The sequence below is a fragment of the Enterococcus sp. DIV0176 genome (assembly GCF_050528535.1).
Classification (GTDB): Bacteria; Bacillota; Bacilli; order Lactobacillales; family Enterococcaceae; genus Enterococcus_B; species Enterococcus_B thailandicus.
Genome location: NZ_CP172879.1, coordinates 2,335,968 through 2,361,216 on the forward strand (window position 1 = coordinate 2,335,968; position 25,249 = coordinate 2,361,216).

A 25,249-nucleotide genomic window follows, 5' to 3' on the forward strand; every position below is an offset into this window, starting at 1 on the left:
GCACCCTTTTTTTGGAATTACAATAATTAGTATAGACCAAATTCGTTTTTTTTCGTTTTCTTGACATTTTTCATTCATCTGTGTTAGTTTGCATAAGACGAGATAATTAAATTGATTTTTGCTGCACTTTAACCAGGATACTTGATGACTGCTGACACAATTGTCTGCAGTTTTTTTACTATTAAGAAGGAGAAATTATGAGTATATTAACACTAACAAATATCACCCAACAATTCGGTGATAAAATTCTTTATGAAGATGTCCAACTGCAATTAAATGCTGGTGAACATTTAGGACTGATTGGTCAAAATGGTGCGGGTAAAAGTACCCTGATTAAAATTATCACAGGGGAAATTTTGCCAGATAACGGTCATATCCAATGGCAAAAGAATATTCATCGTGGCTATTTAGACCAGTATGTCGAAGTTGACGAACAATTGACAATCCAAGAGTTTCTGAAAACTGCTTATGCCGATGAATTTGAAAAAGAACAAAAAATCGGCGAGCTTTATACCCAATACGGTGAAACTTTTGATGATTCACTACTTGAAAAGGCAGGAAAATTACAAACCGAACTCGATCAAGGAATCTTTTATCAAATTGATACACTTGTCGCTGAAATGAGTAGCGGACTTGGCTTAGATGTGTTGGGAGCCAACACATTGTTAAAAGAGCTAAGCGGTGGACAACGTTCAAAAGTGATTTTAGCTAAATTACTTTTAGAAAATCCTGATGTTTTAATCTTGGACGAACCCACGAACCATTTAGACGATCAACACATTCAATGGCTGACACAATTTCTGCAAAGCTTTCAAGGTGCGTATATCGTGATTTCCCACGATCAAGAATTTTTAGACCAAATCACTACACACATTGCTGATATTGAATTCGGTCAATTAACGAAATACACTGGCCATCTAAAACAGGCTTTGAAACAAAAAGAACAAAACCGAGAAAGTTATTTACGTCAATATCATGCGCAACAAAAACAAATTGAGAAAACAGAAGCCTATATTCGTAAGTACAAAGCCGGTTCTCGCTCGACAATGGCAAAGAGTCGCCAAAAACAATTAGATAAAGTTGATCGATTGAAGCCACCAACCAACACAGCAACTGCAGTATTTGATTTTCCTTTCACACCAATCGTGACAACATTAGCACTAGAGACAACCGATTTAGTCATTGGATATGAACGACCTCTACTAGCACCTATCAACTTGACTATTCGCTTTGGGGAAACGGTGGCGATTCGTGGCTTTAACGGAATCGGAAAATCAACACTGCTTAAAACCTTAATTGGTGAAATCAAACAGTTAGATGGTGATTTTCATTTTCCAGAAAACACCAAAATCAATTATTTTTCGCAAGACCTAACTTGGGAAAACCCATTAGAAACACCTTTGCAATATTTAAGTGGGCACTTTCCAAAAGCAACGATCAAAGAATTACGTCGTCAATTAGCCAAAGCTGGCTTAGTTAACCAGCTGGCAAGCGAACCTCTAGCTACGCTAAGTGGTGGTGAGCAAACAAAAGTAAAACTTGCACAGATGACTATGAACAGTGGCAATCTCCTGATTTTAGATGAGCCCACTAACCATATTGATCACGAAACAAAAGCAAGCTTGCAAAAAGGAATACAACAATTTACAGGAACTGTCTTAGTTGTTTCCCATGAACAAGAATTTTATCAAGAACTGGTTGATCGAGTGATTGAGATCGAAACGAATGAAGCAACGTACAGCAGCAAGCACTGAGCAAATGACAGGTGTCAAAACAAAAAAAGGTGAAGCAAAACGAAAATACGTTTTGTTTCACCTTTTTTGTTTTTGATTATTACTAACTTTTTATTTCTTGCGGAATAAAACCAATTGACAGAAGTAGGCACATGCTTGAAAAGCGAGCCCTGCAAGTGTGACACCCATCCAGCCAAAATGTTCCCACATCGTTGTTCCTACTAACGAACCTGTTGCTCCCCCGATAAAATACATAAACATGAAAATCGTATTATTCCGGTTACTTGCTTCTTCACCAAGACCTTGAACACGTGCTTGGTTAGAAACTTGACCAAATTGATTACCAACATCTAATAAAATAATTGCAAATAATAAAAGTGTTAGATGATTTCCACCAATCAAAAGTAAGACAAAACTAAGTGTTTGCATCCACAATCCCATCGAAATAATCTTTCTTTCGGAATAGGAATCTGCTAAACGCCCAACAATCGGTGCTGCAACAGCTCCCGACAAACCAAAAATCGCTAAGATCCCTGCTTCAAATGTGCCCCAATGATAAACAGGACTGCTAATATAAAAAATCAAAGTTGACCAAAAAATAGAAAACGTTCCAAACATAAAAAAGCCGTTGAATGCTGATTCACGTAATAAACGTTGAGATGTAAATAAATGCGGTAAGCTCTTCAAAGAATCGATATAAGAAACTGATGCTTTTCGACTTTCTTGCGTCCTCGGTAATTTCACATAAAGCAACGCTGTTAACAGCCCCACAGCAAGCAACGCAAATAAATAGACCATTCGCCAAGAAAACACGCTGGCAATAATTCCTGATACTGTTCTCGATAATAAAATCCCAATCAATAAACCACTTAATAATTGTCCCATTACTTTTCCGCGTGCGGCTGAGCCCGCTAAGACAGCGCCATACGGAATAATGATTTGTGGCACAATAGACAGTAAACCAATTAAGAAAGATGCACATGCAAATAACGTAAACGATGGCGCAAAAAAAGCAGCCAACAACGAAATAGCAGACAATGCAGCCATTCGAATAATCAATTTAGGTCGATTTACCACATCGCCCAATGGCACTAAGAATAATAAGCCCAAAGCATAGCCGAGTTGCGTCAACATGGTTAAAATGCCAATTGCACTCGTACTAACTGAAAAACTTGTTGCTACTTTTGTTCCAATCGGTTGGATATAATACATATTGGCAACCACTACACCACAAGTAGTTGCTAGTAAAGTCGTCAATGCTCCTGTTAGTTGAATTTGGTTTTTTTGTTCCATTCTTTCCCCTCACTTCCAACTAATAGTGTAGCTCTTTCATAAAAAAAATGAAATCATCTAAGAACATTTTATTCACTTTTCTTTACCTTATCTAGACGATGTTTTTCACGGTCCTTATAAATAATAACAACTAACCCAATCAGTAGAAGTACACTAGCAATAATTCCTACTGCTGTTTTGTTATAGCCATGGAACAAGGCTTCGCCCCCACAAGCATATAAGATTGATGACGGTAATACACCTAAAATCACCGATAACGCTACTTGTTTTAAAGATAGATTCAGTGTATAGGCTATAAAACTGACAATGGAAGAAGGAATCACTGGTACCATGTAGCCAATCATCACACCTATTTTAGGATGCCTCATTCGAGTAATTGCTTTCACCCAGCGATTTTCTTTGGTTGACTGATCCAAAAAAGTTAAGTGATGTAATAAAAAAATAGCGAATAAGTTTCCCAAGGCATTCCCACTAATATTGATGAGACTTCCAAGAATTGGACCATAACTAACCCCCACCAAAACGCCAACAATTGATGTCGGAATCCCTGGAACAACACACATCACTGTTGTTAATAAAATCAATAACGCCGCAGTAATTACCCCATGGGAACGTACTGTTTTTTGTAATAACGCCTGACTTGCCTTTGGATTTAACAAAATATCAATATCCTTTGCATATTGCAAATAGACATGATAACCAATAAAAGAAATCAATCCGATACCACATAGAATCAAAATGATTTGAACTATTCTCTTTTTCATTGATACTCCTTTTCTCAAATACTCCCTATTTATATCTTATTTTAGCATAGGTTTCTCTTTCTTTGTTTCCTCCTTAATCTAATCATACTTTCTAAACAACATTTGGAATAAAAAATCAAAACCACGTCCAATACCTGTTCACCTATATCTTTTATACAGCTATTAACTACTAGCCAACATAAAAAGCACCTGAATCCGATCATATCAAAGATTCTGGTGCTTTATATTCAGCAAAGTTGATTCAATTTTGTGGTTATACCCATATGTTTTATCAATCAAATAATGCCTTTCTTTTCTTGGCTATTATTGCAACAAACAGTAACAATATTCCTGAAAGGAAAAAAACAATTCTAGTTCCAAAAATGTCTGAAATGATTCCGACTTAAAGATATACCTATCTTCAAACAGCTCTAAAAATGATATTACCCAGAATATGTAAAGAAAATATTTTTAATGATCTAAGTGTTCACGAATTTCATCCTACCGACTACAGTTATTATTGAAGCTAGCTAGTTCACTAAATAAGTTCAAGAACTGGGCCACCCAAACCATCATCCTACTATCTATGAACATCTATACTCATACAAAAAAAGATTAGTCCGTAAACAAGTTCGCAAAGTATATCAATTCTTAAAAAGTATGGTCAAAGAACAAAAAAGCACCAAAATCCCATCATATCAAGGATTTCGGTGCTCTATAATCAGCAAAAATTATTTAACTGTTACTGATGCGCCAACTTCTTCAAGTTTAGCTTTTAATTCTTCAGCTTCGTCTTTAGACACGCCTTCTTTAACTGGTGCAGGAGCGCCGTCAACTACAGCTTTAGCTTCTTTCAAGCCTAAGCCAGTTGCTTCACGAACTGCTTTGATAACTTTAACTTTTTGGTCTCCAGCTGCAGTTAATTCTACAGTGAATTCAGTTTGTTCTTCAGCTGCAGCACCTGCTACAGCACCAGCTGCAGCTACAGGAGCAGCAGCAGATACGCCAAATTCTTCTTCAATAGCTTTAACTAGGTCGTTAAGTTCTAGGATAGTTGCTTCTTTTAACTCAGCAACGATGTTTTCAATGTTCAATGCCATGATAATTTCCTCCATTAAATGTTGTTTGTTTTATTTATGCTATGCGGCTATTAAGCTGCATCTCCATCTTCTTTGTCTGCGACTGCTTTGACAGCGTAAGCCACGTTGCGGACTGGCGCTTGTAGTACCGATAGCAACATAGAAAGAAGACCTTCGCGGTTTGGCAATTTTGCCAAGGCTGTAATTTCTTCCAATGAAGATACTTTACCTTCGATGATACCGCCTTTGATTTCTAATGCTTTTGCTTCTTTAGCAAATTCATCCATGATTTTTGCTGGTGCAACTACATCTTCGTTACTAAATGCAACGGCTGTAGGGCCAGTAAATACTTCGTCCAAGCCTTCTAATCCAGCTTGTTTTGCAGCACGTGAAAGGATAGAGTTTTTGATAACTTTCATTTCTACGTTTGCATCACGAAGTTGTTTACGTAAGCGAGTTACTTCATCAACAGTTAGTCCACGGTAGTCAACGACTACTACAGATGCTGCTGCTGTAAATTTTTCACTTACTTTATCAACGATTTCTGCTTTTTTTGCGATTGCTGCTTCACTCATTTTGAGTTTCACCTCCTGAATTTTGATGGAAGAGTTTTTAGTTGCCTCATTATGCTGTTCAAAAGAAATCCTTTTTACTTCGCTTAGCGAGTATTGTTCATCAGCTAATTTCTTAGTAATTCACAATAAAAAAACCCTATGCCACCGTAGACATAGAGGGACTATTGAAATTATTCAATAAACGTCCTCGGTAGGAAATTAAGGCTAAGCCACCTACTGTCTTCGGTACAAGTTAATTATTAACCTCAACTAGCTTAGCACGCTAAACTAGTTGAGTCAAGAATTATTTTTCAGTTGGATCAATCAACTATCTAACTTAATTAAAATTAGAAAGAAGCTTGGTCAACGTGGATACCAGGTCCAAATGTTGTTGTTACAGTAACATTCTTCATGTATTGACCTTTAGCTGCTGATGGTTTAGCTTTCACTAATACATCATGGATTGTTTGGAAGTTTTCGATAAGTTTTGCGTCATCGAATGAAACTTTACCGATTGGAACATGTACGTTACCAGCTTTGTCAACACGGTAAGTTACTTTACCAGCTTTTACTTCGTTAACAGCTTTTGTTACGTCCATTGTAACTGTTCCAGTTTTAGGGTTAGGCATTAAGCCTTTAGGTCCTAATACACGACCTAATTTACCAACAGTTGCCATCATATCAGGTGTTGCAACAACTACGTCAAAGTCAAACCATCCACCTTGGATTTTTTGAACCATGTCGTCGTCACCAACGAAATCTGCACCAGCTGCTTCAGCTTCTTTTGCTTTTTCGCCTTTAGCGAATACTAAAACAGATTGTGTTTTACCAGTTCCGTTTGGTAATACAACAGCACCACGAATTTGTTGGTCTGCTTTTTTAGGGTCAACATTCAAACGGTAAGCAACTTCAACAGTTGCGTCGAATTTTGCAATGTTAGTTTCTTTTGCCAAAGCTACTGCTTCTGCAACAGGATAAACTTTACTTGAATCAACTTTTTTTAATGCATCTTGCATTTTTTTGCTCTTTTTAGCCATTTTGTTTCCTCCTTGATTGTGGTTATAACGGTTGTACCTCCCACGTGTTCTATATCTTTCAATACAGAGCCAACTGAGAAGCTACTTTCTTGGGAACGTTAGAATAAATTATTCTACAACGATACCCATGCTTCGTGCAGTTCCTTCAACCATGCGCATTGCTGATTCAACGTTAGCAGCGTTTAGGTCTTCCATTTTCAATTCAGCGATTTCTCTTACTTGATCGCTAGAAATTGTAGCAACTTTATTTTTGTTTGGTTCACCTGAACCTTTTTCGATTTTAGCTGATTTTTTCAATAAAACTGCAGCTGGTGGTGTTTTTGTAACAAACGTAAATGAACGATCTTCATATACTGAGATTACAACTGGGATAATCAAGCCTGCTTGATCAGCTGTACGAGCGTTGAATTCTTTAGTGAATCCCATAATGTTGATACCCGCTTGACCTAGTGCAGGACCTACTGGTGGTGCTGGAGTTGCTTTACCTGCAGGAATTTGCAATTTAACGATTTTTTCTACTTTCTTTGCCACGAGACATACCTCCTTAAGTCCGTGATGTGGTTAATTGGAGATACATATTTCTCCTCCCACGTTTTCATCTATCAATTTTAAAAAAGTTAGATAAAAATGTGCATTTCAATGCACACTGATACATTATAGCAAATTCAATCATATTTTCAAGAATTTTTTTGATTTTTTTTATAATTATCAGCAAAAAGTGCTAAAAATTTTCTTATAAAGGAAAGATTTTTTTCTTTCTTTCGTCCTTTTGTGCTAAACTTACGCCAGAATAATTAAATGTACGAAAAATGAAGTTTGTAGAAACTTTTTTCCTTAAGAATTTGACGAGGTGAAAAAATGAAAGAGTTAAAGTATAGAAGCGTCTTTGATATTATCGGGCCAGTGATGATTGGTCCAAGCAGTTCTCATACAGCTGGAGCAGCTAGAATTGGCAAAGTGATTCGCAGTATTTTTGGTGAGCAACCAGATTCTGTTGATATTTACCTTTATGAGTCATTTGCGAAAACTTATCGTGGCCACGGTACCGACATTGCTTTGGTTGGTGGTTTGTTGGGAATGGAACCTGATGATGAACGTTTAGCTGATTCACTAAAATTAGCGTATGAAGCTGGGATGGAAGTTTTATTCGTACCAAAAAGTGAAAAAGCAGAACATCCAAACTCAGTCAAAATGCTTTTATCAAAAGGAAAACGGAAATTATCAGTCACTGGTATCTCGATTGGAGGCGGAAATATTCAGATTTCCGAACTCAACGGTTTCAAGATTTCTTTAAGTATGGGAACACCAACACTGATTGTTGTCCATCAAGACGTTCCTGGAATGATTGCCAAAGTGACCAATATTCTTTCCGAAACAAACACAAATATCGGAACGATGACCGTGACAAGAGAGTCAAAAGGTGAAAATGCCATTATGATTATCGAAGTGGATGATCCACAAGTCGAAGAAACTGTCCGAAAACTACAACAGCTACCACATATTGATAGCGTGAATTACTTTGATTAAAGGAGTCTGCAAAGCCTATGTTTTTATCAATTGAAGAATTAGTCGAACAAGCAAAAGACTACTCATCTGTCGCAGAGCTAATGATTGCAACCGAGATGGAAATGAGCGGCCGTTCGCGCGAACACATCATTCAAATCATGGAAAAAAATCTAGCAGTCATGGAGCAATCAATCACTGAAGGAAAAGCTGGCGTTACTTCTGTCACAGGAATTACTGGTGGAGATGCAAAACGTTTAGATACTTACTTAGAACAAGGTGATTTTTTGAGCGGTGATACGATTTTAACAGCAGTAAGAAATGCCATCGCAGTGAATGAAGTCAACGCCAAAATGGGACTCATCTGTGCAACACCAACTGCTGGAAGTGCGGGCGTTGTCCCCGGTGTATTAATGGCCGTTCGTGAACGTCTTTCTTTGACACACGAGCAACAACTAGACTTTTTATTCACAGCAGGAGCATTTGGATTAGTCATTGCAAACAATGCTTCAATCAGCGGTGCCGAAGGCGGTTGTCAAGCGGAGGTTGGTTCCGCTAGCGCAATGGCAGCTGCGGCTTTAGTTTGTGCTAAAAATGGCACACCTCATCAAGCTGCTCAAGCAATTGCCATTACTTTAAAAAATATGATGGGACTGATTTGTGATCCTGTTGCAGGACTAGTAGAAGTTCCCTGTGTGAAACGAAATGCTTTAGGTTCCTCACAAGCTTTTATTTCAGCAGACATGGCACTTGCAGGAATCGAAAGCGTCATTCCACCAGACGAAGTAGTTGCTGCTATGTATCAAGTTGGTCGTCAAATGCCATCGATTTTCAAAGAAACGGCTGAGGGTGGTCTAGCTACTACGCCAACTGCACAACGCTTAACCAATGAGCTGTTAACTAAACAAGCTTAAAAAGGTCGGGGCAGATAATTCTGCCTCGACCAACCTGAAGACAACAATCCTTTCATGGTTGTTGTCTTCAGGTTTTTTATTTTCTTTACCTATGTATTTGTTAACCGATAAATTCATGCATCCTATCACGGTCAGCCTACTACTATGTTGAAATACATTGTTGCTTCAGAAAAAGTTCTTAGCTTAATAATTGACCTTTTACTATAAACGAATGAATTATTTTTATTTATTATCTGCTCTATCTATTTATACCCTACAAAATAAAGGAACACTATAAGCATCGCTGAAATATCAAGCGAAACGATCACAATTATCAGTGCAGCCGCTCGTTTAAATTGTTTTGGAGTAATTTTATTCTTCCACGTAAAAATCATGGAAAGAGCAATCGGCGCGGAGTAAGGAATAAGTAGCGCAATTACTAAAAGAATAATCAAAGCAAGGTTCCATAATTTCAAATCTTGCATTTCAAATAATCTATTTTTTCTCACTCGTTTACTCAGATATTCTGAGTCCATCACTTCATTTTCAGAATAAAAATAATCAACTGGCAAATCAAACAATTGAGACAATAGAATAATATTATCCGTAGTAGGAATCGCTCGTTGATTTTCCCAATTAGAAATTGTTTGTCTAGAAACTAAGATTTTTTCTGCTAATTCTTCTTGTGTTAGTTCTTTTTTCAATCTTTCTGCTTTTATTTTTTGGTACATAGCCATCAAACAAACCCCTTTCCTATATAGTTTTACGAATGTAAAGCCTTATGTAAAACACCTTTGATAGTTAATTACATCATTACGTAGTAAGTTATTTTTGTAAAGAAAAATTTTAGAAAGAAGTGTTGAGAATGTTGGCAAAAAATTTAAAAGTTGTTACAGGTTTATTATCAGTTATTACAATTTCTGGAGCTCTTGCCCCAACAGTTACTGTCTTAGCTGAAGAAAACAATCAGATTAAACTGACTAATGAACAAACAAGCACACAAGAAACATACGTCCTTAATGAAAATAATCAAAACTATAACCAAGCTGTGACATACTTAAAAGAAAATGCTAGTAGCTTTTCCGTAAAATACTTTGAAGCATATTTTTATGGAAAAACTGTCACTTCTGAAAATCACGATGAATTACTGAATGGTTATCTTGAGTTTTTAAGTACCAAGTCTCATTCCAGAGTTGGTATTGAAGTCATTTTAGGGATTATCGCCTCGGCTATTGCAATTATTCAAGGAATGTACAATGTTGGTAGATACGCTGCTAAGCAATGTGTATCTCGTGGTATTCTTTCTAAAAAAGAATATAAACCTAATGGTGGTTGGATAATGGCTAGAATTACAGCCTCATTTGGCTTTCCAGCAGCACTAGGTTTTGATGATTACATGTACAATCGTTAATTTGTCTTACGAAAGGAATAGAAATGAACATATTTAGGGAATTTTTTAAATTTTTTATTGATCACTATGATTTCATCGCAATCTTATTACTCTCAGGAGCCGTAATATCTTTATCTATCAAATCCGCTAGACAGCAAGATGAAATTGACCAAATTAAGCAGCAACTTCACACTTACGAAGTACAAGATCTTTTATCAAGAAAAAAATAATTAGCCGAATTCACTAAATTGATTGTTCTTACAAAAATCTTGATAATAAAGTGGCTGTAACAAAGGTGGGCACCTTCAAAAAAATAAGAAGGACTTTCTAAAAATCTCTTCTCAAATGTTTGTGACACTTCGACTTATTTACGAAGGAGTTACTTCTTGAACACCGTTTATTCAGAGAAAGAGCAGTGACAAAATTTTCGTCACTGCTCTTTCTCCATTTTATTAGTGTATTTAAATGTAGATAGAAAGTTTTTGACTACAACTCCCTCACCTAATCCAACAATGTTGTATTTTTTACTTCTTCAATTGTTTTTGTTCCAGCCAATTGCATAGTAATTGATAGTTCTTTATTGAAATGTTCAAAAACAGAAGTTACGCCTTCTGCTCCGCCTAAATTCAACCCATAAATCACTGGACGACCTATTGCTACTAAGTCCGCACCACTTGCCAATGCTTTGAAAACATGTTCACCACGACGTACGCCTGAATCAAAAACAATTGGTACACGTTTATTAACTGTTGCAGCAATCATTGGTAATACTTCAAATGAGGCAGGACCACCATCTAATTGACGTCCACCATGATTTGAAACCCAGATACCATCTGCTCCAGCAGCAATTGCAACTTCGGCGTCTTCTGGTGATTGAATTCCTTTTACAAAAACAGGAAGATGAGTAAATTCTTTGATTTTTTTGATATCATCTGGAACTAGCCCTTGTTTAGCAGCAGCATAAATTTCAGCAATTCCTTTTCCTTCACCACTTCCACTAGCACTCTGCTCGCTATAAGCAGCTAAGTTAGGCATTGGTAATGGGAATTGGAATTGATTGATGACGTCTTCTTCACGATAACCACCTAATGTTGAGTCCGCAGTAAGAATAATTGCTTTTGCTCCGGCTTCCATCGCTTGCGTCAAAATAAATTCATTAAAACCATCATCTTTACTCATATATAGTTGGAAAAATTGTGGCGCATTTGGTGCTGCTGCAGCGGCGTCTTTAATTGTTGTATTCGCATACGTACTGATTGAAAAAATTGAACCAGCTGCTGCTACACCTTTTGCAGTATCCGCCTCACCTTTTTCATGAGCTAATCCTTGCGCAGCTGATGGTGCTTGAATAATTGGTGTATCTAAATCAATACCAAAAACAGACGTGTGTAAATCAGCATGATCAATCCCGCGCAAGACGCGTGGCATAATTTTTTTAGTATTGAATGCAGAAGTATTTTCTTTCATCGTCCATTCATCTTCAGAACCGCCACGAATATAACCGAAAGCACCTGCTTCCATACGTTCTTTCACGCGGTCTTCTAGTGATGCAATGTTTACGATTTCGATTGGATGTTCTTCATTACTTGTATGATAAGTCATTTTGACTCCTTCTTTCTTTTCAACTTTACGAAATTAAGTATATTACTCTTACAAAAAGTAAGCAAATATTTATACTCGACAAAAAGAGCGCTAGCTTAAAATAGCTAACGCCCAATATATTTCAACTAAAAGTTCTTACTTTATCAATTTTTTAACTAGCTGCATTCTCTTCCCAAATAAATTTCTGCACAAGTTGATCTACTTCTTGATTTTCATGAAGCATACTATGGGAAGCGTTATCTCCTTCGATGACTTTTTCCTTCACTTGGTTTCCGTGCTGGGTTAGCAAAGCAAATACAGCTAACGCACTATTGAGTGGCACCGTTCCATCACTTAAATCTGTTTGACTTAACTGCCCCGCAATTAACAACACCTTTGTCTGTGTAGGAACATTGTCAATCATTTGCTGATAGTCTTGATAGCGACTGGAAGTGACTGCCGGACCATTTGCTAGTTCATCTGTTAAAGTTTGTGCACTATCATCTGTAAAGTCATTAAATGGCGCACCAATCGCTACAAATTTTTCGACTTGAGGTAACGAAGGCTCTTGGCCATAAGTTACCAAGTAGCGCAATGCACTTACGCCCCCCATCGAATGCCCAACAACATTCACTTTTTCCACACCATACGTTGTTTGTAAATAGGTTAAACAGTTTTTGATCCACTCCGTCTGATTCCACTCATTGTTGACATTATCAGTAAACAAAACTTGAATCATTGGATTTTCTGCCTGCTGACTTAACTTGCCTGTTGCTTGAACCGTTCCATCTGGACTGACCGTCAACTGAAGCGATTGCTTTGCTAGTTGCTTTTCTTCTAACCGTTGCAACATGCCCTTAAAAGAATTGACTGTTCCACTGTAGCCGTGAAAAAAAAGTGTTGGTGTCGTTGACTTCTTTGGCGCATCGCTCGTTTGCGTCGTTTTTTCAGTTTGTGTAGACGCATTGGAACTAGATTTATCATTTGTTCTTTGACAACCAGCCATGATGACCAGCCCTAATAAAAGTAAACTGATGATCAAAGCAGGATTGATTTTCTTTGAGTTAAATTTTTTCAATGACCTGATTCCTCCTTTTCACACACGATCCGTCTTATCTACTAAAAAAACCTGAAGCGCCAATCACTAGGATTAGCATTTCAGGTTTCTGTTTAATTAGTCAATTTTATCTACTTGATCGAAGTCAAGCTCAGTACTTGTTTCACGACCAAACATATCGATATTTACTTTTAGTTTTTCTTTTTCTTCATCGACTTCAGTTACGTGTCCTTCAAGTCCAGCAAATGCACCTTCAATAATTTTCACTGTTTCGCCAACGCCAACTTCTAAATCATTTTGGCGTACGCTCATACCGATTGAACGTAAAATGTGATTTGCTTCTTCAGGTAACAATGGAGCAGGTTTACTACCAGCACCGTGAGATCCTACAAAACCAGTTACTCCTGGAGTATTACGAACAACATACCAAGAACCGTCGGACATAATCATTTCAACTAGGACATAACCAGGAAATGTTTTATGAACCGTTTCTTTTTCTTTGCCATTTTTCACTTCAGTCTCTGTTTCTTCTGGGACAACGACACGGAAAATATAATCAGCCATTTTCATGCTTTGCGCACGAGATTCAATGTTTGCCTTTACCTTATTTTCATAACCAGAATACGTGTGCAGCACGTACCAATTTTTTTCAAAAGATTCCATTTACGGCTCCTCATTTCGTTGTAAAATAAAAAAACCTCAGTCACCCGAAGTTTTTCTTCCACCCAATTGTAGCACAAATCACGCTCGTTTACTAGCGTCTTATTTAAGAACTAATGCAAACAAGCTTTGGATTGCTGTGTCCATAATGAAAAACATCAAAGCAAAAATAATTGATGTTTCAATGACAACTAAAGTGTCACGACGTAATTGTCTTTTTGTTGGCCAAGTAACTTGTTTCATTTCAGCCAATACACTTTTAATAAATTTCACCGTTGTGTCCTCGTTTCGTTCTTATTTTGTTTCTTTATGTAATGTGTACTGATTACAATATTTACAAAATTTATTGATTTCCAAACGCGCGCCACTTTTTCCTTCACTAACCGATTTGGTGTAGTTTCGAGAGCCACAAACGGAACAAGCTAATGCTGCTTTTTTCTTTGCCATCCGTGTCTACCTCCTAACTGAAAATCAAATTTATACATTCTAACAGTAGCATGGAAATAAGTTCTTGTCAATTTGTGATGAGTACTAGCTATTGTTTTATAAATACTTATGATATGATTAGTAAGAAATGAAGTAAAAATGAGATATGGGGGTATTATTATGCTACTTAAAACGCTTGTATATAAGAAAAAAGATCTAACAACTGTAACAGAAACAAATACATTAGAAGAAGCACTTGAAATCTTAGAAACATCTGGTTATCGTTGTGTGCCAATCTTAGATGAATCTGGAAAAATCTTCCGCGGAAATATCTACAAAATGCACATCTACCGTCATAAAGCAAACGGCGGAGACATGACTTTGCCAGTCACTCACCTGTTAAAAAATGCGACAAAGTTTATTTACGTGAATACTTCATTCTTTAAAGTGTTCTTCACAATTAAAGAGTTACCTTATATTGCTGTTCTCGATGATGAAAATCATTTCTATGGCATCTTGACTCATAGCACATTGTTAAACATGTTGTCACAATCTTGGAGCGTTGAGCAAGGAAGCTACGTTCTAACTATTGCTTCCACGGGTAAGCAAGGTGACTTAGCAGCCATTTCTAAAATTATTTCTAAATACAGCAGCATTGCCAGCTGTATCACATTGGATATTGGCAAAGACGAATTTATTCGTCGCACATTGATTACCTTACCAGCTGACACTGACCAAAAACTTTGCGATACAATTGTTGAACATTTGGAACGTAAAAACTACAAAGTTGTCGAAATCGAAAATTTAAGAGATATGTAAGTAACAAAAAAAGTTACGCTAAATTGGCGTAACTTTTTTTCGTATAAGATTCTATTTTCATCTCTTTTAGACAAACTCTCAAAAATACAAAAAGAACTAGCCCTCACTCTAACAAGAGAGTTGGCTAGTTCTTTTTAACTTCATTGACTCACTTACCACCCATTTTGGCGGTGCTGTTTAAGCTGTTACTCGCGCAACTGCTTTGTTTATTGATTATTCATTAACCAGCTGACACAAGCGAACTCCAAATAATTTTTTAGTCGGCTATTGCTCGTGTTAGAAAAATCTATACTCTTTTATCGAATCCAATTGCTCGATTCAAGTAATACATAATTGGTGCCGAGATTGCCATTGTCACGAACTCACTCAACGCCAATGTTCCATATGTGATCCAAAAAGGTTTCCCGCCTGTTGGCACTAGCATATACGCAATCAAGATCATACTCACTGTGAAAAATAGCGTATTCAATGCTAAGCGAACTTTGACATTTTTTACTTTATTATACAATAGAGCTGTAATACCTAATGCAAGCAATGTTTGTCCACCACCGAACAGGACATCTAAAATACCAAAGCCAAAAAATGCATTATATACAACTACACCACCCAAGACACCCCATAATAATTTTCGGTTGAAGACGACTAAATGGTTCAAGCTTTCCGAAATCCGAATTTGAACGGGACCTGATGAAAGTGGTGTAATAAAAGTTAACGCCAAATATAAAGCCATCACAATTCCGTTAATCATTACTACTCTTAAACGCTGATTACTCTTTGTTTTCATTTCCTTTTCCTCTTTTCTCCTAGTTTTGTTAACGCGGGATGGTCGACGAACCGCAAAGGGTATTATAGCAGATGTCTTTTACTTTTCAACCATACTTTTGCTTTTTTAGTAGCCAGCATCAGTGCAAACGCTTGCAAAAACGTACGTTTTATGGTATAAAGTAAGTGTAAGAGGACATAAGAATTCCCCGTCACGCAAACGAAGTAGGTTTTGCACGCAGAGAATTGTTATGAACTTAAATAAACAACAGAAAGGTGTGGGAATTTGAGCTACCTCTTACTATTACCAGGGTCTAGCAAGCAGCGGAAGAACTAAGTGGACATTTCGAACCTTAGAATTCTTCTCCTTACGCAGTTAAGGATTAAGCACTTGCTAGACTTTTTTTGTTTTTTTCGTGTAAGTTCTTTTTTATTTCGGATTTCCTCTGCTATAATAACTAGGAATCTGCAAAAAAAGATCTTTTTTTGCGTTAGCCACAGGAGGCACACATGAATTTTCATTATCATCTTTTAATCAACCGAGCTGCTGGAAGTGGCAATGGACAGAAAGTCGCCGATAAAATGTTACCTATCTTCGATCAGTATCGAGCTACCTATTCTGTCTACTATTCAGAATATCCCGGACATGATGCAGAGCTAGCGGAACAACTTGCCAAAGCTACACTGATGCCATGGACTACTGAAAATCAAGAAACATTGACTACCTTTCCACTCCTAGTTATCGTCGGTGGTGACGGTACGCTACACCAAGTTTTAAATACCTTTTACCAATTAGATTTGGAATTCCCCGTTGCTTATGTTCCAGCTGGTTCTGGAAATGATTTTGCTCGAGGAATTGGCTTATCTCGCAATACAGAACAAGCGGTCACTAATTTATTGAACACAACCGAGCCACGGGAAATCAATCTGCTGACTTATCAAGAACAAGTGACCGATACTAAAGGGGTTTTAGTCAACAATTTGGGAATTGGTCTTGATGCAGCAATCGTTCATGCAACAAACCATTCTGCTACCAAAGAGCGCTTAAATAAATATAATTTAGGCTCACTTTCCTATATTTTATCCATTTTACGTGTCTTTTTTACACAAAAAGGATTCCCAATTTTGGTAGATGTTGGCGGGAAAACAATAAATTTTGAAAAAGCTTTTCTTTGTACTACAACCAACCATCCTTATTTTGGGGGCGGCGTTGCTATTGCACCAACTGCTGAGGCATTTAAGCCAACGATTGATTTCGTTGTGGTTGAAAGAATTAATTTATTCAAAATTATTTGGATCGTGATTTTATTACTACAAAAGAAACAATTGAAATCAAAAAATTTCCATCACTTTACTACAAGCAAACTACGCATCGTTTCCACGACTCCCCAGTTTGGTCAAGCAGACGGTGAAGACATTGCACCTCAATCATTTGATTTACAGTTTGGAACAAAAAACCAGTCATTCTGGTGCCAGACGAAAAAATAAGGTCATGTTTCTAAAACAATTAATACATGCTAAAAAGCAATTAGCGGGTAAAATCAACGATGGTTGATTTTACCCGCTAATTTTAGTATTTTTTCATTGCAAACGAATCTTTTCCATCCCAATCATTGGATCGATTGTTTGATTTTCAATTGCTTCACTTGTTAAAATATACGTTTTAGGTTGTTCGTTTGATGCCACTTCTTTTTCCGTTTCGATCGTTTGTGTTTCAAACAAAGGAACTTCTTCGACAATAAATTCATTTCTTACTTCTTTTTTGTTGGAAACAGTACGCTCTTCTTTTTTGGCTGTCTTTACTACTTTTTCTGATACTTCACTTGTATAGGAGCCATCTTCAAAAGGATCATTTCCAGCTAACGAATCTTCATAAGCAGTCAACTTCGTCCGTGTCACAAGCGTCATGCTATCATTTTCTTCAATTCTTCGCTTCAAGGTTGTCATTCGACTAGCAGTTTCATTTTTCACACAAGTCAGGTAAGCTTGTTCTTCTCCAAGCAAAATCAACAGGTCTTTACTTCGGGTAACTGCCGTATACAATAAATTACGTTGCAACATTCGTTGATACTGATGCACCATTGGCAAGATAACCATCTTAAATTCACTACCTTGTGATTTATGGATCGAGCAACAGTAAGACAAAGTAATTTTATTCCACTCGTTTCGCTTATACGTTACCTCATTTGCATCAAATTGAATGACTAATTCATCCACTTTATCGTCAGAATCCTTTGCTAAAATAATTCCCGTAATCACACCCATATCACCGTTGAAAACATTCAATTCTGGCGTATTGACTAATTGTAATACTTTGTCGCCAATTCGATAAACTGTTTCATTCCATCGAACTTCTTTTTTATTTGGTCCACCTGGATTAAAAATTTCTTGCATCATTTTATTCAGTGCATCAATTCCTGCTGCCCCTCGATACATCGGAGCTAATAATTGAATATCTTGCGCAGTAAATCCTTTATTTTTAGCTTTTTCTACGATCTGCGAAATCAAAGGTTCGATTTGGTACGCATCACTTCTAAAAAAAGAGCGATCTTTTTGATTTTTCGTAAAATCACTAGGCAAGCGCCCTTCCTTGATTTCATGTGCTAACGGAATAATACTGGATCCGTCGCCTTGGCGATAAATCTCATTGAGCTCCATTTTTGGAATCTGTTCGATGTTTAGCAAATCATGTAAAACTTGCCCAGGACCAACAGATGGCAGCTGGTCTTTATCTCCAACTAAAATCACCTGCATATTTGTTGGAATTGCTTTAAACAAAGTATTTGCTAACCACGTATCAACCATCGACATTTCATCCACAATTAATAAACCGCCTTCTAATTCCTTGGTACTGACAGAAGGTGTTTTTTCACGCCCATTCAAGCCAAGTAGACGATGAATCGTACTTGCCGGTAAACCCGTTGTTTCATTCATCCGTTTAGCTGCCCGACCTGTTGGTGCTGCCAATAAAATAGGAAATAGTTCTTGCGTATATTTATTGGGATCTAGTTCAATTCCATTTAGTTCAGCAAACAAATTGACGATTCCGTTGATGACTGTTGTTTTCCCCGTTCCCGGCCCACCAGTTAAAATAAATAAAGGCGAGCGAATCGCTTCAGCAATCGCTTTTTCTTGTGAATCACCATATTGAATTCCAAAGATTTTTTCGACGCGTCGAATGTTCTTAGTGACTTCTTTTTCAGGATAATGAATTTCTTTTTTACGACTTAATAATCGTTGAATTGAATTGCCGATCCCCCACTCTGAAAAATACAAGCTGTTTTCATATAGGTTAGTTTCCTCTTGCTGGATTTTTCCTTCTTCGACTAGCTGAATAATGACTGTGGCAACTTGATCGGGTTCAATCTCAACTGGACGACTGGTTTCTAAAATCCGGATTGTTTGCTCCAATAGTGTGTCAGCGGGAACATAAGTATCACCTGTTTGGACACTGTGTTGAAAAATTTGATGTAAAATAGCCGCACGGATTCGTCTTGGCGAGTCAGAAGCAATCCCAATTTGTTCTGCCAAATTGTCCGCTCGTTTAAACCCGATTCCTTCGATATCTTCGACTAATTGATACGGGTTTTCTTGAATAATATCTAACGCTTCATTTTTGTATGCTTGATAGATGCTGAAAGCCAATTGACTACCGAAGCCATAGCGATTCAATCCCATAATGACTTGATCCATTCCGTGATTCAAGCGAATCGTTTCAGCAATCATGTCACGCTTTGGTTTCGTTAAACCAGAGATTTGTCGTAAAAGAGAAGGATCTTCAATGATTTTTTCAATGGCATCTTCCCCCAGCATCTCAACAATTTTTTCAGCTGTTTTTTTACCAATCCCTGGAAATTTTTCACTTGAGAGATACGAAACAATCCCATTAGCCGTTGTTGGTTTTTCTTGCTCATAACGTTCAACTTTTAACTGACGGCCGTATTTAGGATGGTCAACTAGTTCACCATAGAAACGATACGTCTCATTTTCTTGGATTTCCCCGAAACTCCCCGTAACGACAATTTCTTTTTCTCGATAATCTGCACTCGTTTCATTCACATGGACTAAGAGAACTTTATAAAAATTACTTGGATTTTGAAAAAAAATCGCGGCAACTGTCCCAACGAAATATGGCATTTCTTCTGGCTGCATCGAAGCCGCCTCCTTCATCTATAGTAACGGTTCTGGTTTATTCTCCAAGCCTAAAAAATCGACTTCATTCCAAACTTTTAGTTGGTAAGGTAATAAGTTATTTGGCTCTTCTGTCTCTAGTATAGTCAAACTGCTATTAAATAAGCCACCCATTTCACGTAATTGGCTCAGTTCTTTTCCTGTCATCCATTGAATTGCAGCCGTCAGTGACGCACCATGTCCCACGAATAAAATGGGACCATCATGTTGCGCCACTGCATCAGCTACAACTGTTTCAATTCGCGTAATCGCAGCTGTAATTGGCTCACCATTAAACGGTGTTGGATCATATTTATCTAAATGATTACGCAAATTAGGTAGATTTTCCGGGAATCTTTCATACATTTCTTCGATTTTTTGACCTTCCAGCAAGCCTAGTCCTAGCTCGCGAAGTTTATCCGTAAAAATAATTTCAACTGGGTGTGCCAGCATTTGATTGATTCCTTCAGCTGTATCACGTGCTCTCTTCGCCGTACTTGCATAAATGACTTCAAAAGGAACGTGCTTCACTTTTTTCCCTAGCGCTTTGATTTCTTCATAACTTTGTGGGAGTAAAGGTGAATCTCCATTACTTCCTTGGAAGCGACGTTCTTGGTTCCACTCTGTTTTACCATGTCGGGTAAAATATAAATCCATTTTTTCTCACACCTCACTCATTTATCTAGCATTCTTTTTACTATTTTTTATCAAAGATTAGTCTAGTTTATCATGTTCATAGTGGTGTGTTAATTCTAACGCAGGAAATCCTTGTTGGCGCAATGCTTCATATACGATCATCGCTGCCGTGTTCGATAAATTTAGTGAGCGTACATGTTCATCATTCATTGGGATGCGTAAACATTTTTCTTCATTATTACGCATAAATTCTTCAGGCAATCCTGTCGTTTCTTTGCCGAATAAAAAGAAATGTTCTTCACCATCTGCAAAGTTTTCATCACTATAGATTTTATTGGCAAATTTTGAGATTAAATGTAATTTCCGATCCCCCAAAAAATCTAAAAATGCTTCAAGATTTGGATAATACTTGATATTAACGTCATTCCAGTAGTCCAACCCCGCACGTTTTAAATGTTTATCATCTGTCGAAAATCCTAAAGGCTCGATCAAATGTAAAGGTGTGTTCGTTGCAGCACATGTTCGTGCGATATTTCCAGTGTTCGCTGGAATCAAAGGTTCAAATAAAACGATATGATTCATCTGTTGCTCATCCTCTCATGGTAATGTTCATTTTTTATAATAAATACGATTGAATTTTGGCATAAAAAAAAACGTATCAACTCGGTGTTAGTCACTGCGAGTCGTTACGTTAGTGAAGCTCTTCTCACTATCTTTTATCAGAACAGGAACCTGATAAAAACCAATGAAAAAACAACTTGTTGCTACTATATCACCATTAAATTATTTTTGCAACCACTTGTTAATAAAAACTCAATGTAAACGTTTTTTCTTAGTGCCTTTTAATAATTCAACATCGATTGTAATTTTTTCCAGCGGATGCTTGTACAAATTCTCTTTTATTTCTGGCGCAACTTGCCATTCCAAAGGTGACATCGCCAAGAGATCTTGTCGATTTTTTTGGGGGATTTCAAATTCATACGTGACACGCTGACGTTCAATCAAGTCTAATGATTCAGTAAACTTTGTGACAACTCGCTCATTTGAATAATTTTGTTTTTCTGGTTGATCCGGATAAAAAGCTTGTCGTAATTCTTTCAAATAGTTCTCTTGAGGTACAATTTTTAAAACCGTGCCATCATCTGTTAACACACGTTGAAATTCTTGATAGTGTGACGGCGAAAAAATATTTAAAATCGTTGAAAACTGTTGTGATGCAAACGGCAGGTTCGTCAAATCTGCCACACACCAGAATGCAGGGATTTCTTGTTCCGTTGCAGCATACACGCCTTCTTTAGAAATATCAAACCCAACTGCTGTATTTATTTTTTGCAATTCATTGATTTCATTTAAAAAACTACCTTCTCCGCAACCAACATCTAAAACACTCGCTCCTTCTGGTAGGTTTTTTGCAAGCAATTCGATTACCGGTTGGTACATTCCTGAACGAATCATTCGGCGTCTAGGAGCAAACATTTCTTGGTCATAGTCCGTTTTCACTGCATGTGATAAAAAATAAAGTGTTCCTTTTTTGGATAAATCAAAACGATGGCTGTTTTGACAAATTAAACCTTGTTCTGTTGCAACAATTGATTCCTGACAAACAGGACAACAAAACAATTGCTGATGTTTCAGTAAAAACTGGCGTCCACGGTCAATTTTTTTTAGCATATATTTCCCTCATTTCACTTTTATCTTACCTGTTGGCGAAAACTTTAGCAACCGGAAAAAATGTGTTACAATGCCCAAGAAGAAGAGCAAAGGAGTGCTGTTTATGATTAAAGAATTTTGTGCCGAAAATTACACCTCGATCCCTTTAGCGATTTCCCGCGGCGCGAACCGGATTGAGTTATGCGACAATCTTGCTGTGGGAGGAACCACACCAAGTACTGGCGTAATTGAAGAAGCTTTAAGTTACGCTGGTGAAAAAGAAGTCCCCGTGATGACGATTATTCGTCCGCGTGGAGGCGACTTTGTTTACAATGATATTGAATTAAAGATTATGCACACTGATTTGATTGAAGCAAAGAAATTAGGAACAGATGGTGTTGTTATTGGCTGCCTGACTCCTTCCGGTTGGCTGGATGAAGAGGCTTTAGAGTTGTTGATTGAAACAGCAGAAGGTTTACAAATTACTTTCCACATGGCATTTGACAGCATCCCCAAAGAGCGTCAATTCGAAGCGATTGATTGGCTAGTTGAACACGGTGTTGAACGAATTTTGACTCATGGTGGCGCAGCTGGTACACCAATTGAAGATAACTTTGCACATTTGAAAAAATTAATTGCTTATGCAAATAATCGTTTGATTATTTTACCTGGTGGTGGTGTATCTGATAAAAATGCAGAACAAGTTGCAAAAGAATTAGGTGTCACTGAAGTACATGGAACAAAAATTATTCCACTGGATTAACCACAAAAAGGGAGTGTGGCCTGATTAGGTCACACTCCCTTTTGATTATATAAATAATTGCTCGCTAATTTGTTGAAGCTGAACGCTTTGAGCCACAGCCTCATCCACGGTGTTCTCAAAACAGCTTCTTCGGCATAAGCCAATCTCTCATAAAAATATGAGAAGCTATTTTTAGAAAGAATGTCTTATTGCTTGAAGCTGAGCGTTTTGAGCCACAACCTTACATAAAATACCCCATAAACAAAGAAGCAATATTAAAATAAATCAACACACTTGTCAAATCACTTAAAGTGGTAATAAAAGGCCCACTCGCAACTGCCGGATCAAATCCCAAACGATCCATCAACATTGGAATCAAACTTCCCGCTAGGTTAGCAACTGTAATCGCAAATAACATTGCCATACCAATAACAAAACCTAAAATAAAATTATTCTTCCAAAAACCAACAATCAAGAAAATAGTCAGACCTGTCACAGCTCCAGTAACTAAACCTGTGAAAACTTCCGCTAGAATCAATCGTGTAAAACTATTTTCTTTTTCATCCGAGATAGCCAATCGTCGCACGGCAACCGCCAATGATTGCGTCCCCGCATTCCCAGCTGTCCCCGTAATTAGTGAAATAAACACCGCTAAAATACTCGCTTCACTCACAAGGTCTTCGTAATGACTAATCAATGATGCTGTTGACATTCCTAAAAACAATAGCGTAATCAGCCACGGTAGTCGCCTGGATGCAGCCTTGATTGGATTTTCATTGACTTCTTCTACATTGACCCCAGCCAAACCAGAGTAGTCACTTGCTGCTTCATCATCAATAACGTCAATAATATCATCAACCGTTACGATTCCTAACAAATGATCATCATAGTCAGTAACTGGTAATGCTAGAAAGTCATAGTCCCGAAATGTTTGCGCCACATCTTCTTGGTCATCACCCACATGCACTGAGATAATTCGTTCACTCATTAAGTCAGCGATCATTGTATCGTCATCGTTGACAATCAAATCGCGCAAAGAAATAACACCAACTAGTTTTCCTTCTTGATTGACCACATAAATGTAGTAAATCGTTTCAGCCACATCTGCCTCATTTTTCAACACATACATCGCTGAACGGACGGTTTGATTTGCAACGATTGAAACAAATTCCGTTGTCATGATAGCGCCGGCTGTTTCATCTTCATAGTGTAACAATTCTTTGATTTCACTGGCATCTTCAGTGGACATCAAACTTAAGTATTTAGCTATTTGTTTTTTATCTAACGTATTTAACAAATCGACCGCATTATCGGTATACATTTCTGCCAACATATCCGCGGCATAGCTTGGTCGCATCTCTGCCAAATATTCCTTCATATGTTCATTATCTTCTTCAATCACGTCGAACATATCAGCTAATTCTTTCGGCGAAAGATACGTATAGATCAATTGACGATCATCTTCAGGGAGTGACTGGTAGAACTGCCCCTGCTCATAAATATGCATCTCCAAGAAATCATTTCTAAATTCTTGAATATTATTTGTCTTCAAATCCTGAGACAACTGGGCAAATCTTTCCTCTAATTCTTGATTTTCGTCCAAACCAATCTCACCTCACCTTAATCTTTAAAACGTTTGATCACTGCTGCCATGTCTTCTGCTAGTGGCTGCTTAAATTCTAATAATTCTTGAGTAAAAGGATGATAAAAGCGTAAATCATAACAATGGAGCGCCTGTCTTTGGATACCCAAATCCATGCGTCCCTCATACATATCATCACCTAACAAAGGACAACCTATTGCAGCAAAATGAACCCTAATTTGATGCGTACGCCCTGTATGAAGTTGAATATCAACTAACGCTGCATCTGAAAAAGCTTGATCAAGCCAATACTCTGTTTCCGCAGCTCGACCTTCTGGGGAAATCGTTCGTTTCAGTAACGAAGTATAGTCCCTCGCAATCGGCAATTCAATGCGTCCATGCGTTTGTAATTCATTCATTTTTCCGCTAACTAATGCTTGATATTTCTTCGTAAATTTCTTTTCTCGAAGTTGCGTATCCAACTTGGCATGAGCAAAACCATGTTTGGCAAATAGCATCAATCCAGATGTATCTCGATCCAATCTGGTTACTACGTGGATCACTTGGTTTTCATACGCTTGTTTTTTGTAATACGCTTTGACCCGATTCGCCATCGTACCATTAGGATGGTATTGTGCCGGAATCGAAGAAACACCCGCTGGTTTATTGACTACCAAAACATGTTCATCTTCAAAAACAATGTCGATTGGTGTCTCATCTAAAAGAACCGTTTCATGCTCTCCTTCAGCAGGAATCACAATGGTTACCTTATCATTGTCTGTCAGAGAAAACAAGACATTTTCGACTTGGTCATTGACTTTGATTTCGCCGCCTTGGAATTTTATTTTTGCTAATAAACCTTTAGAAATCCCTTGTTCTTTCAAGAAATATTTTACTTGTTGCGGATGCTCCTTTTGATAAATCCATGTAAACTGCATA

General features: G+C 37.5%; 26 protein-coding genes and 1 other annotated feature. Of the genes, 7 read left to right on the plus strand and 19 right to left on the minus strand.

Annotated elements, in window-relative coordinates; translation table 11 throughout:
* The first annotated feature begins 197 nt into the window (after nucleotides 1-197).
* On the plus strand, nucleotides 198-1,754 hold the full coding sequence (locus tag IGJ66_RS10790; RefSeq protein WP_067482944.1) for an ABC-F family ATP-binding cassette domain-containing protein: 1,557 nt from the start codon (nucleotides 198-200) through the stop codon (nucleotides 1,752-1,754).
* A gap of 90 nt (nucleotides 1,755-1,844) precedes the next feature.
* Here IGJ66_RS10790 and IGJ66_RS10795 read toward each other — a convergent pair whose 3' ends face one another.
* The 6 genes from IGJ66_RS10795 to rplK form a co-directional block, all read right to left on the minus strand.
* Nucleotides 1,845-3,026 carry an MFS transporter gene (locus tag IGJ66_RS10795; RefSeq protein ID WP_071868939.1) on the minus strand — a complete coding sequence of 394 codons (1,182 nt, stop codon included), beginning with the start codon at nucleotides 3,024-3,026 and terminating at the stop codon, nucleotides 1,845-1,847.
* 68 nt (nucleotides 3,027-3,094) lie between these two features.
* A complete protein-coding gene (locus tag IGJ66_RS10800) occupies nucleotides 3,095-3,790 on the minus strand; it encodes a TVP38/TMEM64 family protein (RefSeq protein WP_430616604.1) in 696 nt (231 codons plus the stop codon).
* Nucleotides 3,791-4,500: 710 nt separating this feature from the next.
* On the minus strand, nucleotides 4,501-4,869 hold the full coding sequence (gene rplL, locus IGJ66_RS10805; protein ID WP_067482950.1) for a 50S ribosomal protein L7/L12: 369 nt from the start codon (nucleotides 4,867-4,869) through the stop codon (nucleotides 4,501-4,503).
* 50 nt (nucleotides 4,870-4,919) lie between these two features.
* Nucleotides 4,920-5,423: a 50S ribosomal protein L10 gene (rplJ, locus tag IGJ66_RS10810; RefSeq protein WP_067482952.1), complete on the minus strand. Its 504-nt coding sequence runs from the start codon at nucleotides 5,421-5,423 to the stop codon at nucleotides 4,920-4,922.
* 118 nt (nucleotides 5,424-5,541) lie between these two features.
* Nucleotides 5,542-5,667, minus strand: a sequence feature (ribosomal protein L10 leader region).
* Between the two features lie 82 nt (nucleotides 5,668-5,749).
* Nucleotides 5,750-6,439 carry a 50S ribosomal protein L1 gene (gene rplA, locus IGJ66_RS10815; RefSeq protein WP_067482954.1) on the minus strand — a complete coding sequence of 230 codons (690 nt, stop codon included), beginning with the start codon at nucleotides 6,437-6,439 and terminating at the stop codon, nucleotides 5,750-5,752.
* Nucleotides 6,440-6,547: 108 nt separating this feature from the next.
* Nucleotides 6,548-6,970 carry a 50S ribosomal protein L11 gene (gene rplK / locus IGJ66_RS10820; RefSeq protein ID WP_067482956.1) on the minus strand — a complete coding sequence of 141 codons (423 nt, stop codon included), beginning with the start codon at nucleotides 6,968-6,970 and terminating at the stop codon, nucleotides 6,548-6,550.
* Between the two features lie 327 nt (nucleotides 6,971-7,297).
* Here rplK and sdaAB point away from each other — a divergent pair, with 327 nt between their 5' ends.
* Complete coding sequence (sdaAB, locus tag IGJ66_RS10825; protein ID WP_067482958.1) at nucleotides 7,298-7,966, plus strand: L-serine ammonia-lyase, iron-sulfur-dependent subunit beta; 669 nt, start codon at nucleotides 7,298-7,300, stop codon at nucleotides 7,964-7,966.
* Between the two features lie 17 nt (nucleotides 7,967-7,983).
* On the plus strand, nucleotides 7,984-8,856 hold the full coding sequence (gene sdaAA, locus IGJ66_RS10830) for an L-serine ammonia-lyase, iron-sulfur-dependent, subunit alpha (RefSeq protein ID WP_067482964.1): 873 nt from the start codon (nucleotides 7,984-7,986) through the stop codon (nucleotides 8,854-8,856).
* Between the two features lie 242 nt (nucleotides 8,857-9,098).
* Here the strand turns inward: sdaAA and IGJ66_RS10835 are convergent, their stop codons facing one another.
* Complete coding sequence (locus IGJ66_RS10835) at nucleotides 9,099-9,572, minus strand: helix-turn-helix transcriptional regulator (RefSeq protein WP_067482965.1); 474 nt, start codon at nucleotides 9,570-9,572, stop codon at nucleotides 9,099-9,101.
* 128 nt (nucleotides 9,573-9,700) lie between these two features.
* Between IGJ66_RS10835 and IGJ66_RS10840 the strand changes: the two genes are divergently transcribed.
* The gene (locus IGJ66_RS10840; protein ID WP_067482967.1) at nucleotides 9,701-10,246 is read left to right on the plus strand and encodes a hypothetical protein; all 546 of its coding nucleotides are present in this window, start codon (nucleotides 9,701-9,703) and stop codon (nucleotides 10,244-10,246) included.
* A gap of 480 nt (nucleotides 10,247-10,726) precedes the next feature.
* Here IGJ66_RS10840 and IGJ66_RS10845 read toward each other — a convergent pair whose 3' ends face one another.
* From IGJ66_RS10845 to rpmG, 5 genes are all read right to left on the minus strand, one after another.
* On the minus strand, nucleotides 10,727-11,827 hold the full coding sequence (locus IGJ66_RS10845; protein WP_067482971.1) for a lactate oxidase: 1,101 nt from the start codon (nucleotides 11,825-11,827) through the stop codon (nucleotides 10,727-10,729).
* 151 nt (nucleotides 11,828-11,978) lie between these two features.
* Entirely contained in the window at nucleotides 11,979-12,812 is an 834-nt protein-coding gene (locus IGJ66_RS10850; RefSeq protein ID WP_082904086.1) for an alpha/beta fold hydrolase, read from the minus strand.
* A 168-nt stretch (nucleotides 12,813-12,980) separates the two neighbouring features.
* A complete protein-coding gene (gene nusG / locus IGJ66_RS10855) occupies nucleotides 12,981-13,526 on the minus strand; it encodes a transcription termination/antitermination protein NusG (RefSeq protein ID WP_067482980.1) in 546 nt (181 codons plus the stop codon).
* Between the two features lie 99 nt (nucleotides 13,527-13,625).
* On the minus strand, nucleotides 13,626-13,796 hold the full coding sequence (gene secE / locus IGJ66_RS10860; protein WP_067482982.1) for a preprotein translocase subunit SecE: 171 nt from the start codon (nucleotides 13,794-13,796) through the stop codon (nucleotides 13,626-13,628).
* 21 nt (nucleotides 13,797-13,817) lie between these two features.
* Nucleotides 13,818-13,970, minus strand: coding sequence for a 50S ribosomal protein L33 (gene rpmG / locus IGJ66_RS10865; protein WP_067482984.1), 153 nt, complete (start codon nucleotides 13,968-13,970; stop codon nucleotides 13,818-13,820).
* A gap of 159 nt (nucleotides 13,971-14,129) precedes the next feature.
* Between rpmG and cbpA the strand changes: the two genes are divergently transcribed.
* Nucleotides 14,130-14,768, plus strand: coding sequence for a cyclic di-AMP binding protein CbpA (gene cbpA / locus IGJ66_RS10870; protein WP_067482986.1), 639 nt, complete (start codon nucleotides 14,130-14,132; stop codon nucleotides 14,766-14,768).
* A gap of 286 nt (nucleotides 14,769-15,054) precedes the next feature.
* On the opposite strand, the gene IGJ66_RS10875 is transcribed toward cbpA, so the two are convergent.
* Nucleotides 15,055-15,552 (minus strand): QueT transporter family protein, encoded by a 498-nt coding sequence (locus IGJ66_RS10875; protein ID WP_067482987.1) that lies wholly within the window; start codon nucleotides 15,550-15,552, stop codon nucleotides 15,055-15,057.
* A 488-nt stretch (nucleotides 15,553-16,040) separates the two neighbouring features.
* Between IGJ66_RS10875 and IGJ66_RS10880 the strand changes: the two genes are divergently transcribed.
* Nucleotides 16,041-17,018: a diacylglycerol/lipid kinase family protein gene (locus tag IGJ66_RS10880; RefSeq protein WP_430616605.1), complete on the plus strand. Its 978-nt coding sequence runs from the start codon at nucleotides 16,041-16,043 to the stop codon at nucleotides 17,016-17,018.
* Nucleotides 17,019-17,111: 93 nt separating this feature from the next.
* Here the strand turns inward: IGJ66_RS10880 and recD2 are convergent, their stop codons facing one another.
* From recD2 to IGJ66_RS10900, 4 genes are all read right to left on the minus strand, one after another.
* The gene (recD2, locus tag IGJ66_RS10885) at nucleotides 17,112-19,682 is read right to left on the minus strand and encodes an SF1B family DNA helicase RecD2 (protein ID WP_071868932.1); all 2,571 of its coding nucleotides are present in this window, start codon (nucleotides 19,680-19,682) and stop codon (nucleotides 17,112-17,114) included.
* 18 nt (nucleotides 19,683-19,700) lie between these two features.
* Entirely contained in the window at nucleotides 19,701-20,357 is a 657-nt protein-coding gene (locus IGJ66_RS10890) for a histidine phosphatase family protein (RefSeq protein ID WP_067482994.1), read from the minus strand.
* Nucleotides 20,358-20,414: 57 nt separating this feature from the next.
* On the minus strand, nucleotides 20,415-20,918 hold the full coding sequence (locus IGJ66_RS10895) for a tRNA (cytidine(34)-2'-O)-methyltransferase (protein ID WP_067482996.1): 504 nt from the start codon (nucleotides 20,916-20,918) through the stop codon (nucleotides 20,415-20,417).
* A gap of 231 nt (nucleotides 20,919-21,149) precedes the next feature.
* Nucleotides 21,150-22,007, minus strand: a complete 858-nt coding sequence (locus IGJ66_RS10900; protein ID WP_430616606.1) for a methyltransferase domain-containing protein — start codon at nucleotides 22,005-22,007, stop codon at nucleotides 21,150-21,152.
* Nucleotides 22,008-22,110: 103 nt separating this feature from the next.
* On the opposite strand from IGJ66_RS10900, the gene IGJ66_RS10905 reads away from it, so the two are divergent.
* The gene (locus tag IGJ66_RS10905) at nucleotides 22,111-22,749 is read left to right on the plus strand and encodes a copper homeostasis protein CutC (RefSeq protein WP_368027052.1); all 639 of its coding nucleotides are present in this window, start codon (nucleotides 22,111-22,113) and stop codon (nucleotides 22,747-22,749) included.
* Nucleotides 22,750-22,969: 220 nt separating this feature from the next.
* On the opposite strand, the gene mgtE is transcribed toward IGJ66_RS10905, so the two are convergent.
* Together mgtE and IGJ66_RS10915 are read right to left on the minus strand one after the other, a co-directional pair.
* Nucleotides 22,970-24,331, minus strand: a complete 1,362-nt coding sequence (mgtE, locus tag IGJ66_RS10910) for a magnesium transporter (RefSeq protein WP_067483003.1) — start codon at nucleotides 24,329-24,331, stop codon at nucleotides 22,970-22,972.
* Between the two features lie 17 nt (nucleotides 24,332-24,348).
* Nucleotides 24,349-25,248 carry an RluA family pseudouridine synthase gene (locus IGJ66_RS10915; RefSeq protein ID WP_430616607.1) on the minus strand — a complete coding sequence of 300 codons (900 nt, stop codon included), beginning with the start codon at nucleotides 25,246-25,248 and terminating at the stop codon, nucleotides 24,349-24,351.
* Nucleotide 25,249: the final 1 nt, after the last annotated feature.

Coding starts and splice junctions, on each gene's coding strand:
- IGJ66_RS10900 (WP_430616606.1), bottom strand. CDS start 22,007: ATGCTAAAAAAAATTGACCGTGGACGCCAGTTTTTACTGAAACATCAG.
- IGJ66_RS10875 (WP_067482987.1), bottom strand. CDS start 15,552: ATGAAAACAAAGAGTAATCAGCGTTTAAGAGTAGTAATGATTAACGGA.
- IGJ66_RS10795 (WP_071868939.1), bottom strand. CDS start 3,026: ATGGAACAAAAAAACCAAATTCAACTAACAGGAGCATTGACGACTTTA.
- rplJ (WP_067482952.1), bottom strand. CDS start 5,423: ATGAGTGAAGCAGCAATCGCAAAAAAAGCAGAAATCGTTGATAAAGTA.
- IGJ66_RS10835 (WP_067482965.1), bottom strand. CDS start 9,572: ATGGCTATGTACCAAAAAATAAAAGCAGAAAGATTGAAAAAAGAACTA.
- IGJ66_RS10840 (WP_067482967.1), top strand. CDS start 9,701: ATGTTGGCAAAAAATTTAAAAGTTGTTACAGGTTTATTATCAGTTATT.
- IGJ66_RS10850 (WP_082904086.1), bottom strand. CDS start 12,812: ATGGCTGGTTGTCAAAGAACAAATGATAAATCTAGTTCCAATGCGTCT.
- recD2 (WP_071868932.1), bottom strand. CDS start 19,682: ATGCAGCCAGAAGAAATGCCATATTTCGTTGGGACAGTTGCCGCGATT.
- IGJ66_RS10800 (WP_430616604.1), bottom strand. CDS start 3,790: ATGAAAAAGAGAATAGTTCAAATCATTTTGATTCTATGTGGTATCGGA.
- IGJ66_RS10890 (WP_067482994.1), bottom strand. CDS start 20,357: ATGGATTTATATTTTACCCGACATGGTAAAACAGAGTGGAACCAAGAA.
- sdaAA (WP_067482964.1), top strand. CDS start 7,984: ATGTTTTTATCAATTGAAGAATTAGTCGAACAAGCAAAAGACTACTCA.
- IGJ66_RS10790 (WP_067482944.1), top strand. CDS start 198: ATGAGTATATTAACACTAACAAATATCACCCAACAATTCGGTGATAAA.
- IGJ66_RS10880 (WP_430616605.1), top strand. CDS start 16,041: ATGAATTTTCATTATCATCTTTTAATCAACCGAGCTGCTGGAAGTGGC.
- nusG (WP_067482980.1), bottom strand. CDS start 13,526: ATGGAATCTTTTGAAAAAAATTGGTACGTGCTGCACACGTATTCTGGT.
- IGJ66_RS10915 (WP_430616607.1), bottom strand. CDS start 25,248: ATGCAGTTTACATGGATTTATCAAAAGGAGCATCCGCAACAAGTAAAA.
- sdaAB (WP_067482958.1), top strand. CDS start 7,298: ATGAAAGAGTTAAAGTATAGAAGCGTCTTTGATATTATCGGGCCAGTG.
- rpmG (WP_067482984.1), bottom strand. CDS start 13,970: ATGGCAAAGAAAAAAGCAGCATTAGCTTGTTCCGTTTGTGGCTCTCGA.
- cbpA (WP_067482986.1), top strand. CDS start 14,130: ATGCTACTTAAAACGCTTGTATATAAGAAAAAAGATCTAACAACTGTA.
- IGJ66_RS10845 (WP_067482971.1), bottom strand. CDS start 11,827: ATGACTTATCATACAAGTAATGAAGAACATCCAATCGAAATCGTAAAC.
- rplA (WP_067482954.1), bottom strand. CDS start 6,439: ATGGCTAAAAAGAGCAAAAAAATGCAAGATGCATTAAAAAAAGTTGAT.
- rplL (WP_067482950.1), bottom strand. CDS start 4,869: ATGGCATTGAACATTGAAAACATCGTTGCTGAGTTAAAAGAAGCAACT.
- IGJ66_RS10905 (WP_368027052.1), top strand. CDS start 22,111: ATGATTAAAGAATTTTGTGCCGAAAATTACACCTCGATCCCTTTAGCG.
- IGJ66_RS10895 (WP_067482996.1), bottom strand. CDS start 20,918: ATGAATCATATCGTTTTATTTGAACCTTTGATTCCAGCGAACACTGGA.